The following is a 13,300-nucleotide window of genomic DNA, read 5'->3' as shown; positions in this document are numbered from 1 at the left end:
AGGCATCGCGCGCCGCTTTGCTGCGGCCGTGTCACAAAGTCCCCCTTCCTGTCACAGATGTCGCACCTACGCGGGTTATCGGTCACACCCGGCCAACAGCCGCTTGCCCGCCGCCTCCCGGTGTCGTTCACCGGGCAAAGGCTTGGTGATCACCAGCGCACCGCCCGGCTCCCCCGACGGCCGCCCCCGGCCGCGCCGCGGCGCGCGCGGGGAGGTACGACGCATGACCGACCGAAGGCTCTGGGGCTACAAGGAGATCGCGGCGCACATCAGGGTGCAGCCGGACACCGTGCGGTCCTACCGCAAGCACGGCCTGCTGCCGCCGCCGGACCAGGTGGAGTCCGGCAAGCCCTACTGGTACGCCGACACCGTCCGCGCCTGGGTCGCCTCCCGGCCGGGCAACCGGGGCCGAAGAGGGGACTGAGCGCGGAAAAACCACCTGTGCCCCACCTGCGGCGTGGGGCACAGTCGCCCCATGAGCTTCTCCGTCAAACCCGTCCTGACCGGCCGCAGGACCGTGCTGCGGCCGTTCACCGAGGCCGACGCCGCCGCCATGGGTGAGATCGTCGCCGACCCCGAGGTCGTCCGCTTCACCTTCGATCCCTCCACGGAGCTGACCCCGGAACGGCTGCGCACCTGGTACGGCTCCCGGGCCACCGCCCCCGACCGCCTCGACCTGGCCGTCACCGATCCGCAGACCGGCGAGGTCCTGGGCGAGGTGGTGCTGTACGAGTACGACGCGGCCGCCCGAAGCTGCGTCTTCCGCACCCTCATCGGCCCCCGCGGCCGGGGCCGCGGCATCGGCACCGAGGCGACCCGGCTGATCGTCGGCCACGCCTTCGAGTCGCTCGGTCTGCACCGCGTCGAGCTGGCCGCCTGGGCCCACAACCACCGGGCCCTGCGCGTCTACGAGAAGGCCGGCTTCGTGGTCGAGGGCGTACGGCGGGAGGTGCAGGTGCGCGACGGCGAGTGGGCCGACGAGGTGATCATGGCGATCCTGGACCGCGAGTGGGCCGCGCTCAGCGCCACGGCTCGATGACGGTCACGCCCGCGCCCGGCGTGGTCCCCATGGCGGCGAGGGCGGCCGGCGCCTCGTCCAGCGAGATCGTCCGCGTCACCAGCAGGTCCGGGCGCAGCGCCCCGGAGCCGACCAGCTCCAGCATCCCGGGATAGGCGTGGGCGGCCATGCCGTGGCTGCCGAGGATCTCCAGCTCCAGGGCGATGGCTCGGGCCATCGGGACCGGGGTGGTGCCGTCCGCCGAGGGCAGCAGGCCCACCTGGACGTGCCGGCCGCGGCGGCGCAGGGAGCCGACGGAGGCGGCACAGGTGGCGGCCGAGCCGAGGGCGTCCAGCGAGAGATGGGCGCCCCCGCCGGTCAGCTCCCGTATGGCCGCCGCCGTGTCCGGTACGGCTGAGGCGTCCACCGTCGCGGCCGCGCCGAAGGTCCGGGCCAGTTCGAGCGCCCGCGGCGAGACGTCCACCGCGACCACCCGGGCCCCCGCGGCGGCCGCGATCATCACCGCCGACAGCCCGACCCCGCCGCACCCGTGCACCGCGACCCACTCCCCCGCCGCCGACCGGCCCTGCCGCACCACCGCGCGGAAGGCGGTGGCGAAGCGGCAGCCGAGGGCGGCGGCCGTGCCGTACGCCATCGAGTCCGGGATCGCGACCAGGTTCACGTCGGCGTGGTCGAGCGCCACGTACTGGGCGAAGGAACCCCAGTGGTGGAAGCCGGGCTGGGTCTGGCGCTCGCACACCTGCTGGTCGCCGGCCGCGCAGGACGGGCAGCTTCCGCAGGCGCAGACGAAGGGCACGGTGACCCGGTCGCCGGGGTGCCAGCCGGTCACCCGGGCGCCCACCGCCTCGACGACTCCGGCGAGTTCGTGGCCGGGGACGTGCGGCAGGGTGATGTCCGGGTCGTGGCCCATCCAGCCGTGCCAGTCGCTGCGGCACAGTCCCGTCGCCTCGACCCGCACCACGACCCCGTGCTCGGCCGGCTCCGGGTCCGGCACCTCCCGCACCTCGGCCGGCTCCCCGTACTTCTCGAACACCGCCGCTCTCATGCGGCCCACCTTCGCACGGGGGGACGCCGCGCCACACCCCGCCTCCCGCTCATACGCCCGCCGGCTCCTTCTCCGGCGCGGACGCCGGCGCCTCGCCCTCGCTGAGCCCGAACCGCCGGTGGAAGCGGCGCAGCGGGGCGGGCGCCCACCAGGTGGCGCGGCCGGTGAGCCGCATGATCGCCGGGACCAGCAGGCTGCGGACGACCATCGCGTCCATCAGGACCGCGAGCGCGATGCCGAAGCCCAGCATCTTGGTGTTGGTCACCCGGGAGGTGCCGATGGCGACCATCACCACCGCGAGGATGACCGCCGCCGCGGTGATCAGGCCGCCGGTGCGCTGGAGACCGTGGCGGACCGCCTCGTCGTGGTCGCCGGTGCGGTCGTACTCCTCCTTGATGCGGGAGAGCAGGAACACGCCGTAGTCCATGGAGAGTCCGAAGGCCACGCAGAACATCAGCACGGGCAGGGTGGTCTCGATGGAGCCGGGGCTGGTGAAGCCGAGCGCGCCGGACAGGTGGCCGTCCTGGAAGACCCAGACCACCGCGCCGAACATCGCCGTCAGGCTGAGCGCGTTGAGCACCACGGCCTGCAGGGGTATCAGCACGCTCCCGGTGAGCAGGAAGACCAGCAGCAGGGTGACGACCGCGATGAACGCCCCCGCCCAGGGCAGGCGTTCGCCTATCGCGTGCTTGGAGTCGACCAGGACGGCGGCCGTACCGGTCACCTTGGTGTCGAAGGGGGCCTTCAGCGCGCGCAGTTCGCCGACGAGGCGCTGGGCCCCGGTGTCGACGGCCTCGCCCTCCGGCTGGACGGTGAAGTAGCCCGTGCCGCCCTTGACCAGGGGGCCGTCGACCCGGGCGACCTCGGGCAGGGCGGCCACCCGCTGCTTGTAGGCGGCGTACTGCGCCTTGGTGGCGCCGCCCTCGGTGAGGATCTCGAGGCCGCCGCCGGGTGTGCCGGGGAAGCCGTCGCGGAGGTGCTGCTGCACCACGTGCGACTCGGCACCCGAGGGCAGTTGGCGGTCGTCGGCGGTGCCGAATCGGACGCCGAGGAAGGGGAGGCCGAGGACGACGAGGAGGGCGCTGGTGCCGATCGCGAAGAGCGGCGCACGGCGCATCACCAGCGTGGCGGTGCGCGTCCAGCCGGTGCTGCCCGCGGCCTCGCCCGCGGAGCCTGCGGTCTCGCGGCCGCGGCGGAACAGGCGCCGCAGGTCGAGGGAGTTGACCCGGTGGCCGAGCAGGATCAGGGCGGCCGGCAGCAGGATCAGGGCGGCAGCGGCGGCCAGCAGGACCACGGCGATGCCGGCGTAGGCGAAGGACCGCAGGAAGTACTGCGGGAAGACCATCATGGCGGCCAGGGAGACCGCGACGGTGAGGGCGGAGAACAGCACCGTGCGGCCCGCCGTGCGCAGTGTGGTGCCGACCGCCGTCAGCGGTTCGGCCCCGCCGGACAGTTCCTCCCTGTAGCGGCGCACGATGAAGAGGGCGTAGTCGATGGCCAGGCCGAGGCCGAGGGCCGTGGTGAGGTTGAGCGCGAAGACCGAGACGTCGGTGAAGGCGGTCAGGCCGCGCAACACAGCGTTGGTGCCGAGGATCGCCACGATGCCGATGCCCAGCGGCAGCAGGGCCGCGACGGCGCTGCCGAAGACCATCACGAGGAGCACCAGCGTGATCGGCAGGGCGATCATCTCGGCCCGGGTGAGGTCCTCCTTGATGATGGTCTGCATCTCGTGCCGGACGGCGACGATGCCGCCGACCTTCACCCGCACCGGGCCGTGCGCTCCCCGGTAGTGGGGCGCTATGCGGTCGAGGGTGCGGCCCATCGCGTTCTCGTCGCCGGTGATGCGGGCGGCGATCAGCGCCTCGTGGCCGTCCTCGGCGCGCAGGCCGGGCGCCGCCGAGGGAGCGGCCTGCCAGTAGGAGCCGACGCCGGTGATGCCCCGCTCCCCGGCCAGCCGCTCGGCCAGGCCGCGGGCCTCGGCGGCGACCGCCGGGTCGTCGACGGAGGCGCGGCCCGCGTCGACCAGGAGCAGCAGATTGGGCTGGGAGCCGGGGAACTCGCGCTCCAGCGCCTTGGTCGCGTAGGTCGACTCGGCGGCCGGGTCCTCCCAGCCGCCGCTGCCCAGATGGTCCGCGACCCCGCTGCCGGCCAGCACGGCGAGCGCGGTCAGCACCAGGGCCGCCAGCAGCGACAGGCGTGGGCGGGCGGTGACGAGACGGGCCCAGCCGCCGGCTCGGGGAGGTCCGTCGCCGGGGCGCGGCGCCTTGTTGACTTCGGTCATCGTGCGGTGTCCCCTTCACCGTGACCCGTGTCCGTGCAGGCAGGCGGCATGGGTCGGTCATTGCCATAAACTGGCAAACACGAGAGATCGCTCGCGTTTCACAAGAATGCGAGCGACCGCTCGTGTTTGTCAATCGCCTTCGAAGGGCTGGGGATAACGCGTGTCCGACACCTCGGAGAACGAGCAGCCGCGCCGCCGCCAGGCGCGCGGCGAGCGCCGTATCGCCCAGCTCCTCGAGGCCGCCGCCCAGGTCTTCTGCACCACCGGCTACACCGCCGCCAGCACCAACGCCATCGCCCGCGAGGCGGGCGTCTCGCCGGGCACGCTCTACCAGTTCTTCCCGAACAAGGAAGCGATCGCGATCGAGCTGGGCGACCGCCTGATGCACGAGATGCGGGAGACCTACGGCGAGGCCCTCGCCCCGGTCGATCCCGCCACCCCGCTGGAGGAGGCCATCGGCGCGGCCGTCGACCGGTTCATGGCCTTCAACACCGAGCACCCGGTGTTCTTCGCGCTGATGCACGGCCCCGACCTGCCCGGCGGGATCACGGAGGCGCACGACCAGCTGCACGCCACCCTGATCGGCCGCGTCGAGGACCTGCTCGCCTCGCTGCTGCCCGAGGCCCCGCCCGCCGGCCTCACCCGCACGGCACACGTCTGCCTCGGCATCTACAAGGCCGGCCTGGAGCTGGTCCTGGCCCACGAGGGGGACGAGCGCGCGGCCTACGTCCAGGAGATCAAGCACGTGCTGGTCCGCTATCTCGACCCCCTGGTGGGCGACCGGCTCGGCCGCGCCTGACCCCACAGGGTCACCCGGACTGCGGCACAAGGCGCACCTGCATAGGGTGCGGATAAATCGCCCCGCAGCAGTCCGAGGGGGACACGTGACCCACTCCCCGCCGCCCGGCAGGCCCCGGGCCCGCATCCCAGGCCCGCAGCAGCCGCCACCGCCGTTCCCCCGCATCGGCGCGGGCCTGTGGCGGCGCTGCCTCAAAGGCGGGCTCGCCCTGTGGGCGCTGACCGCGGCGGTGGCGTACACGACGCGCGGTGTCGCGCCGCTGCCCGCGCTCGCCCTCCTCGGCGGCTTCCTGATCCCTGTCGTCTTCGTGCTGTGGGCGTACGAGCGGCACGGCCGCGACCTGGGCGTCAGCGCGGTCCTCGGCTGCTTCCTGGCCGGCGGCGCGCTCGGGGTGCCCGCCGCCGTGCTGATGGAGTCGCACCTGCTCCACACCTCCCTCGGGCGGTTCACCGGTGTCGCCCTGGCGGAGGAGGCGGCGAAGCTCGGCGCCCTGGTGTTCGCGCTCCGCCGCCAGCCGGGCCTTCGCGGCGCGCGGGCCGGGCTGGTGCTCGGCGCGGCCGTCGGACTCGGCTTCGCCGCGGTGGAGAGCTGCGCCTACGCCTTCGACGCGCTGCTCCTCTCCGACGCCGCCGATCTGCGGGTGGTGCTGGAGACGGAGTTCCCGCGCGAGCTGCTCGCCCCGCTCGGGCACGGGCTGTGGACGGCGATCGCGGGGGCCGCGCTGCTGTCCCAGCGCCGTCCGAACGGGCACTTCCGCCTCGCCGCGCCGGTGGTGGGCACCTGGCTCGGCGTCTGCGTGCTGCACGCTGCGTGGGACGCCACGCGCGGGGTCGCCGGCCGGCTGGTGACGCGGGTGTACGGCGTCCAGGGCGCCCCGGGACCGTTCGGGCAGCCGTACCTGCCGCGGACCGGCGCCGGACAGGAGCACCTGTTCACGTTGCTCTCGGCGGGAGGCCTGGTACTCGTGGCCCTGCTCGGCCTCGCCTGGGTGTGGTCACTGACCCCGGCGGACGCTTGGAGAAATACCCCCTAGGGGTATAGTGTGGTGAACGTGGGGATCCCATCGTGAGCCCCACTGGCCCCACCTGCCTCGACGAGGAGTAACGACATGACCGCCCAGACCGACACTTCGGGCTCCGTCACCACCGTCTACAAGGTGACCGGCATGAGCTGCGGCCACTGCGAGGGATCCGTCTCCGGCGAGATCTCCGGGATCCCCGGCGTCAGCTCGGTGAAGGCCGTCGCGTCCACCGGCGAGGTGACCGTCGTCTCCGCGGCCCCGCTCGACGACGAGGCCGTCCGCGCCGCCGTGGACGAGGCCGGGTTCGAGCTCGCCGGCCGGGCCTGAGAAAAACCCTCCCTTCCCCGACCGGGCCGTTCCGACCAGCTGATACTGGATCCGTACGGCCCGGTCCGATGTCTGGAGTCCGGACATGACCAGCACCACCGCCGCCAAGCCGGCGAGCGCGATAGGCGACACCTCCGAGGTCGAGCTGCTCATCGGCGGGATGACCTGCGCCTCCTGCGCCGCACGGGTGGAGAAGAAGCTCAACCGCATCGACGGCGTGAGCGCCACCGTGAACTTCGCGACCGAGAAGGCCAAGGTCAGCTACGCCGGGAGCGTCCAGGTCGCCGACCTGATCGCGACCGTGGTGAAGACCGGCTACACCGCCGAGGAGCCGCCGCCCCCGGAGCCCGAACCCCCGGCCGCCGAGCCCGCCGGGGCCGCCGCCCAGGACCCGGAACTCGGCGCCCTGCGCCACCGCCTGCTGGTCTCCGTACTGCTCGCCGCCCCGGTCGTGCTGCTCGCGATGGTCCCCGCCCTGCAGTTCGACAACTGGCAGTGGCTCTCTCTCACCCTCGCGGCGCCCGTCGTGGTCTGGGGCGGCGCGCCCTTCCACCGGGCCGCCTGGACCAACCTCCGGCACGGCGCCGCGACCATGGACACGCTCGTCTCCGTCGGCACCCTGGCCGCCTTCGGGTGGTCCCTGTGGGCCCTGTTCTTCGGCGACGCGGGCATGCCCGGCATGCACGACGAGTTCCGGTTCACCGTCTCGCGCATGGACGGCGCCTCCACCATCTACCTTGAGGTCGCCTCCGGAGTCGTGGCGCTGATCCTGCTCGGCCGCTACCTGGAGGCCCGCTCCAAGCGGCGCGCCGGGGCCGCCCTGAAGGCGCTGATGGAGCTGGGCGCCAAGGACGTGGCGGTGCTGCGCGAGGGCCGCGAGGTGCGGGTCCCGGTGGCCTCGCTGGCCGTCGGCGACCGGTTCGTCGTCCGGCCCGGAGAGAAGATCGCCACCGACGGCACGGTCGCCGAGGGCGTCTCCGCGGTGGACGCGTCCATGCTGACCGGCGAGTCCGTGCCGGTGGACGTCGGACCCGGCGACCTGGTCACCGGCGCGACCGTGAACGCGGGCGGCCGGCTGGTCGTCGAGGCGACCCGGGTCGGCGCCGACACCCAGCTCGCCCGGATGGCGAAGCTGGTGGAGGACGCGCAGAACGGCAAGGCCGAGGTGCAGCGCCTCGCCGACCGGATCTCCGCCGTGTTCGTCCCGGTGGTCATCCTCATCGCGCTCGGCACCTTCGGCGTCTGGCTGGGCGTCACCGGGGACACCGTCGCCGCGTTCACCGCCGCCGTCGCCGTCCTGATCATCGCCTGCCCCTGCGCGCTGGGCCTCGCGACCCCGACCGCCCTGATGGTCGGCACCGGCCGGGGCGCCCAGCTCGGCATCCTGATCAAGGGCCCCGAGGTGCTGGAGTCCACGCGCCGCGTCGACACGGTCGTCCTGGACAAGACCGGCACGGTGACCACCGGACGGATGACCCTCCAGGAGGTGTACGCCGCCGAGGGCGAGGACGCCGGGGAGCTGCTGCGGCTCGCGGGCGCCCTGGAGCACGCCTCCGAGCACCCCGTCGCCCGGGCGATCGCCGCGGGCGCCGAGGAACGCCTGCGGGGGACGAGCGCTCAGCACGCTCCGGCGGTGGCGGGCGACGGGTGGGGCCTGCCCGCCGTCGAGTCCTTCGAGAACGTCCCCGGGCGGGGCGTGCGCGGGCGCGTGGCGGGTCGCGAGGTGGCCGTGGGGCGGCTCTTCGACGAGCTGCCCGAGGAGCTGGCACGCGCCCGGGAGACGGCCGAGCGGGACGGGCGTACGGCCGTCACCGTCGGCTGGGACGGTCGGGCCCGCGGAGTGCTCGCCGTCGCCGACGCGGTGAAGGAGACCAGCGCCGAGGCGGTGCGCGAGCTGCGCGCGCTCGGACTCACGCCGGTGCTGCTCACCGGGGACAACCGGACCGTCGCCGAGTCGGTCGCCCGGGCGGTCGGCATCGACGAGGTGATCGCCGAGGTCCTCCCCGAGGACAAGGTGGACGTCGTACGGCGGCTGCGGGACGAGGGCCGGACCGTGGCCATGGTCGGCGACGGCGTCAACGACGCGGCCGCGCTCGCCACCGCCGACCTCGGGCTGGCGATGGGCACCGGCACGGACGCGGCGATCGAGGCCGGCGACCTGACCCTGGTCCGCGGCGACCTGCGGGTGGCCGCGGACGCGATCCGGCTCTCCCGGCGCACCCTCAGCACCATCAAGGGCAACCTGGTGTGGGCCTTCGGGTACAACGTGGCCGCGCTGCCGCTGGCCGCCGCCGGTCTACTGAACCCGATGATCGCGGGCGCCGCGATGGCCTTCTCCTCGGTGTTCGTGGTGACCAACAGCCTGCGGCTGCGCGGCTTCCACTGAACTCGCCCGGGGTTACCGGCGGTTATCTGTAGTTGAAACCGCAACCCCCCTGGAGTCGGGCGCGAGCCTCACATAAGCTCTTCACAAGGCTCGCGCATCATCCTTACGCTTGGGTCCCGATCGCCGTATCGGGGCTCTTGCGCACCTAAAGGACAAATGCAAGAGACGCAGATCACAGTGACGCGAACGTAACCATCGAAGGGGTTCGAAGGTCTAAGTTGGCGATGTCAGACCAGCGTCTTGGGGGGCGCTGACTGGCATCTGGGGATGTCTTGGGGGACTTCCTCAGAGATGCGTTGCCGGGGCACGTACACCGGGAAGCTTTGAGCGGCCCTCCCAGCGTGCGTTGTCCCGGCAGATCGCACCGCGTCACTGGAGCACGACGGGTTCTGCCCGTGGTGCTCAGACAGCGATTTCAGGCGCTGTCCTCTCCGAGCGCCCGGCCGGATCCCGTGGGGGGAATCCGCACCGGGACATGGGAAGGCGCCCTGGTCGTCGGCCCGTGGGGGGACCGGCGTCAGGGCGCCTTCCGTTTTTCGTTCTTCACCGTCGATCCAGGGCCCGCCCGTGGCGGCAGGCCCTGTGCGGCGGGCGGGGCGCCGGATGGGCGCCCCTGGACCGGCAGATCCTCAGCGCTCCTCGACCGGCACGAAGTCGCGCTCGACGACGCCCGTGTAGATCTGGCGCGGGCGGCCGATGCGGGAGCCCGGCTCCTTGATCATCTCGTGCCACTGGGCGATCCAGCCCGGCAGCCGGCCGAGGGCGAACAGGACCGTGAACATCTCGGTCGGGAAGCCCATGGCCCGGTAGATCAGACCGGTGTAGAAGTCGACGTTCGGGTAGAGGTTGCGCGAGACGAAGTAGTCGTCGGAGAGCGCGTGCTCCTCCAGCTTGAGAGCGATGTCCAGCAGCTCGTCGGACTTGCCGAGGGCGGACAGCACGTCGTGCGCGGCAGCCTTGATGATCTTCGCGCGCGGGTCGAAGGACTTGTAGACCCGGTGGCCGAAGCCCATCAGGCGGACGCCGTCCTCCTTGTTCTTCACCTTGCGGATGAAGGAGTCGACGTCGCCGCCGTTGGCCTGGATGCCCTCGAGCATCTCCAGGACCGACTGGTTGGCGCCGCCGTGCAGCGGGCCCCACAGGGCGTTGATGCCGGCCGAGATCGACGCGAACATGTTCGCCTGCGACGAGCCCACCAGCCGGACCGTGGACGTCGAGCAGTTCTGCTCGTGGTCCGCGTGCAGGATCAGCAGCTTGTCGAGCGCCGAGACGACGACCGGGTCGAGCTCGTACTCCTGCGCGGGGACCGAGAAGGTCATGCGGAGGAAGTTCTCCACGTAGCCGAGGTCGTTGCGCGGGTAGACGAACGGGTGACCGATCGACTTCTTGTACGCGTAGGCCGCGATGGTGGGGAGCTTCGCGAGCAGGCGGATCGTCGAGAGGTTGCGCTGCTTCTCGTCGAACGGGTTGTGGCTGTCCTGGTAGAAGGTGGACAGCGCCGAGACGACCGAGGAGAGCATGGCCATCGGGTGGGCGTCGCGCGGGAAGCCCTTGTAGAAGTTCTTGACGTCCTCGTGCAGCAGGGTGTGCCGCGTGATCTCGTCCTTGAACGTCGTCAGCTCGTCGACGGTCGGCAGCTCGCCGTTGATCAGCAGGTAGGCCACCTCAAGGAAGGTGGAGCGCTCGGCCAGCTGCTCGATGGGGTAGCCGCGGTAGCGGAGGATGCCCGCCTCACCGTCGAGGTAGGTGATGGCGGATTTATAGGCGGCCGTGTTGCCGTAACCGCTGTCCAGAGTCACCAGACCGGTCTGGGCGCGGAGCTTCCCGATGTCGAAGCCCTTGTCACCGACGGTGCTGTCGACCACCGGGTAGGTGTACTCGCCGTCGCCGTACCGCAGTACTACAGAGTTGTCGCTCACGTCTTCCCTCACCGACGTAGTGCCTCATCTTCGAGGTGCCCTGACTGTCTCTACCATCCCCCATTTGGCTCAGGAGAGTGCACTCGGGGTCGACCATTGGGCCTATCGGCGGCACTCAGTGCCGCCAACCTGCTCATCCTGCCCGCTTCGACGGGTAACCGGAAGTGCTCTGTGACCTTCACGACTCATTTGATCGATCATTTTTTGGGACGCCTGCCGGAGCCGCTGGTCAGAGGTGTCCGGTGCCCGCGAGCCGGAAGTCCAGCGCCGTGCAGCGCCGCCCCGCCGACACCGTGCGCACCGCCTGCGCGATCGCCTTGCGTGAACCGACGAGCACCACCAGCCGTTTCGCCCGTGTCACCGCGGTGTACAGCAGGTTCCGCTGGAGCATCATCCATGCGCCGGTGGTGACGGGGATCACCACGGCGGGATACTCGCTGCCCTGCGAGCGGTGGATGGTCACCGCGTACGCGTGGGCCAGTTCGTCCAGTTCGTCGAAGTCGTACGGCACCTCCTCGTCCTCGTCCGTCAGCACCGTCAGACGCTGGTCGACCGGGTCGAGCGAGGTGACGACGCCCACGGTGCCGTTGAAGACACCGTTCTCCCCCTTCTCGTAATTGTTGCGGATCTGGGTGACCTTGTCGCCGACACGGAAGACCCGGCCGCCGAACCGCTTCTCCGGCAGGTCGGGCCGGCCCGGCGTGACGGCCTGCTGGAGCAGCCCGTTGAGGGTGCCCGCGCCGGCCGGTCCCCGGTGCATGGGCGCGAGCACCTGCACGTCCCGGCGCGGGTCCAGGCCGAACCGGGCCGGGATCCGGCGGGCGGCCACGTCCACGGTGAGCCGGCCGGCCTCCTCGGTGTCGTCCTCGACGAAGAGGAAGAAGTCCTTCAGCCCGTCGGTGAGCGGGTGCTGCCCGGCGTTGATGCGGTGCGCGTTGGTGACGACGCCGGACTGCTGGGCCTGCCGGAAGACCCGGGTGAGCCGCACGGCCGGCACCGGGCTCCCCTCGGCGAGCAGATCGCGCAGCACCTCCCCGGCGCCGACGCTCGGCAACTGGTCGACGTCGCCGACGAAGAGCAGGTGGGCACCCGGCGGCACGGCCTTGACCAGCTTGTTGGCGAGCAGCAGGTCCAGCATCGAGGCCTCGTCCACGACCACCAGGTCGGCGTCCAGCGGGCGGTCCCGGTCGTAGGCCGCGTCGCCGCCGGGCTTGAGCTCCAGCAGGCGGTGGACCGTGGAGGCCTCGGCGCCGGTCAGCTCGGCCAGCCGCTTGGCGGCCCGGCCGGTGGGCGCGGCGAGCAGCACCTTGGCGCGCTTGGCGCGGGCCAGCTCCACGATCGAGCGGACCGTGAAGGACTTGCCGCAGCCGGGGCCGCCGGTGAGCACGGCCACCTTCTCGGTCAGCGCGAGCCGTACGGCGGCCTCCTGCTCGGGGGCGAGGTCGACGCCGGTACGGCTTCCGAGCCAGCCCAGCGCCTTGTCCCAGGCCACGTCCCGGAAGGCGGGCATCCGGTCCTCCGGGGTGCGCAGCAGCCTCAGCAGCTGGGCGGAGAGGGAGAGTTCGGCCCGGTGGAAGGGCACCAGGTAGACGGCGGTCACGGGCTCCGCGCCGCCGTCGGGCCCGGGCACCTTCTCCCGTACGACCCCCGGGTCCTCGCCCTCCCCGGGCGGCTCGGCCAGCTCGGCGAGGCACTCGATGACCAGGCCGGTGTCGACCTGGAGCAGCTTCACCGCGTCCGCGATCAGCCGTTCCTCCGGCAGGAAGCAGTTGCCCTGGTCGGCGGATTGGGACAGCGCGTACTGCAGGCCCGCCTTCACGCGCTCCGGGCTGTCGTGCGGGATGCCGACGGACCGGGCGATCCGGTCGGCGGTGAGGAAGCCGATCCCCCAGACGTCGGCGGCCAGCCGGTAGGGCTGGTCGCGCACGACCGAGATGGACGCGTCGCCGAACTTCTTGTAGATCCGCACGGCGATGGACGTCGACACCTCGACGGTCTGGAGGAAGAGCATGACCTCCTTGATCGCCTTCTGCTCCTCCCAGGCGTCGGCGATCTTCCTGGTCCGCTTGGGGCCGAGGCCGGGGACCTCGATCAGCCGCTTCGGCTCCTCCTCGATGATCCGCAGCGTGTCCGTGCCGAAGTGCTGGGTGATGCGGTCGGCGAAGACCGGGCCGATGCCCTTGACCAGGCCGGAGCCCAGGTAGCGGCGGATGCCCTGGACGGTGGCGGGCAGCACGGTCGTGAAGTTCTCGCAGACGAACTGCTTGCCGTACTGCGGGTGCGACCCCCAGCGGCCCTCCATCCGCAGCGACTCCCCGACCTGGGCGCCGAGCAGCGCGCCGACCACCGTCAGGAGGTCGCCGCCGCCCCGGCCGGTGTCGACGCGGGCGACGGTGTAGCCGTTCTCCTCGTTGGCGTACGTGATGCGCTCCAGCACGCCTTCGAGCGTGGCGAGCCGGCGCTCGCCGGGGGCCGCGGATGGCTGGTTGGGCATGATCCGACGT

Annotated in this window: 10 protein-coding genes; 6 read left to right on the top strand and 4 right to left on the bottom strand. The window is 72.1% G+C overall.

The genetic code is table 11. The annotated features are described in order from the left end of the window. Positions 1–223 precede the first annotated feature (223 nt). Both ACFYU0_RS09680 and ACFYU0_RS09675 read left to right on the top strand, forming a co-directional pair. A complete protein-coding gene (locus tag ACFYU0_RS09680) occupies positions 224–424 on the top strand; it encodes a MerR family transcriptional regulator (protein ID WP_351658978.1) in 201 nt (66 codons plus the stop codon). A gap of 51 nt (positions 425–475) precedes the next feature. Further along, positions 476–1,039, top strand: a complete 564-nt coding sequence (locus tag ACFYU0_RS09675; protein ID WP_351658975.1) for a GNAT family protein — start codon at positions 476–478, stop codon at positions 1,037–1,039. Here the strand turns inward: ACFYU0_RS09675 and ACFYU0_RS09670 are convergent. Both ACFYU0_RS09670 and ACFYU0_RS09665 read right to left on the bottom strand, forming a co-directional pair. Further along, positions 1,020–2,063, bottom strand: a complete 1,044-nt coding sequence (locus ACFYU0_RS09670; RefSeq protein WP_389299241.1) for a zinc-dependent alcohol dehydrogenase family protein — start codon at positions 2,061–2,063, stop codon at positions 1,020–1,022. The two genes, ACFYU0_RS09675 and ACFYU0_RS09670, sit on opposite strands and share 20 nt — an antisense overlap. 49 nt (positions 2,064–2,112) lie before the next feature. Beyond that, on the bottom strand, positions 2,113–4,344 hold the full coding sequence (locus tag ACFYU0_RS09665; protein ID WP_389299238.1) for an MMPL family transporter: 2,232 nt from the start codon (positions 4,342–4,344) through the stop codon (positions 2,113–2,115). 160 nt (positions 4,345–4,504) lie between these two features. Here ACFYU0_RS09665 and ACFYU0_RS09660 point away from each other — a divergent pair, with 160 nt between their 5' ends. The 4 genes from ACFYU0_RS09660 to ACFYU0_RS09645 all read left to right on the top strand — a co-directional run bounded on the left by ACFYU0_RS09660 (position 4,505) and on the right by ACFYU0_RS09645 (position 8,877). Next, complete coding sequence (locus ACFYU0_RS09660; protein WP_389299235.1) at positions 4,505–5,143, top strand: TetR family transcriptional regulator; 639 nt, start codon at positions 4,505–4,507, stop codon at positions 5,141–5,143. 85 nt (positions 5,144–5,228) lie between these two features. Further along, the gene (locus ACFYU0_RS09655; RefSeq protein ID WP_389299233.1) at positions 5,229–6,176 is read left to right on the top strand and encodes a PrsW family intramembrane metalloprotease; all 948 of its coding nucleotides are present in this window, start codon (positions 5,229–5,231) and stop codon (positions 6,174–6,176) included. 75 nt (positions 6,177–6,251) lie between these two features. After that, the gene (locus ACFYU0_RS09650; RefSeq protein WP_351658962.1) at positions 6,252–6,491 is read left to right on the top strand and encodes a heavy-metal-associated domain-containing protein; all 240 of its coding nucleotides are present in this window, start codon (positions 6,252–6,254) and stop codon (positions 6,489–6,491) included. Between the two features lie 85 nt (positions 6,492–6,576). Then, on the top strand, positions 6,577–8,877 hold the full coding sequence (locus ACFYU0_RS09645; protein ID WP_389299230.1) for a heavy metal translocating P-type ATPase: 2,301 nt from the start codon (positions 6,577–6,579) through the stop codon (positions 8,875–8,877). A 629-nt stretch (positions 8,878–9,506) separates the two neighbouring features. Here ACFYU0_RS09645 and ACFYU0_RS09640 read toward each other — a convergent pair. Together ACFYU0_RS09640 and ACFYU0_RS09635 are read right to left on the bottom strand one after the other, a co-directional pair. After that, positions 9,507–10,796, bottom strand: a complete 1,290-nt coding sequence (locus ACFYU0_RS09640; protein WP_351658956.1) for a citrate synthase — start codon at positions 10,794–10,796, stop codon at positions 9,507–9,509. Positions 10,797–11,025: 229 nt separating this feature from the next. Then, positions 11,026–13,290, bottom strand: coding sequence for an ATP-dependent RecD-like DNA helicase (locus ACFYU0_RS09635; protein ID WP_389299228.1), 2,265 nt, complete (start codon positions 13,288–13,290; stop codon positions 11,026–11,028). Positions 13,291–13,300: the final 10 nt, after the last annotated feature.

The sequence above is a fragment of the Streptomyces sp. NPDC003720 genome (assembly GCF_042875075.1).
In the GTDB taxonomy this organism is placed as follows: domain Bacteria; phylum Actinomycetota; class Actinomycetes; order Streptomycetales; family Streptomycetaceae; genus Streptomyces.
The sequence above is the reverse complement of the archived record's forward strand: the minus strand, read 5'-3'. Positions and strand labels throughout refer to the sequence as shown.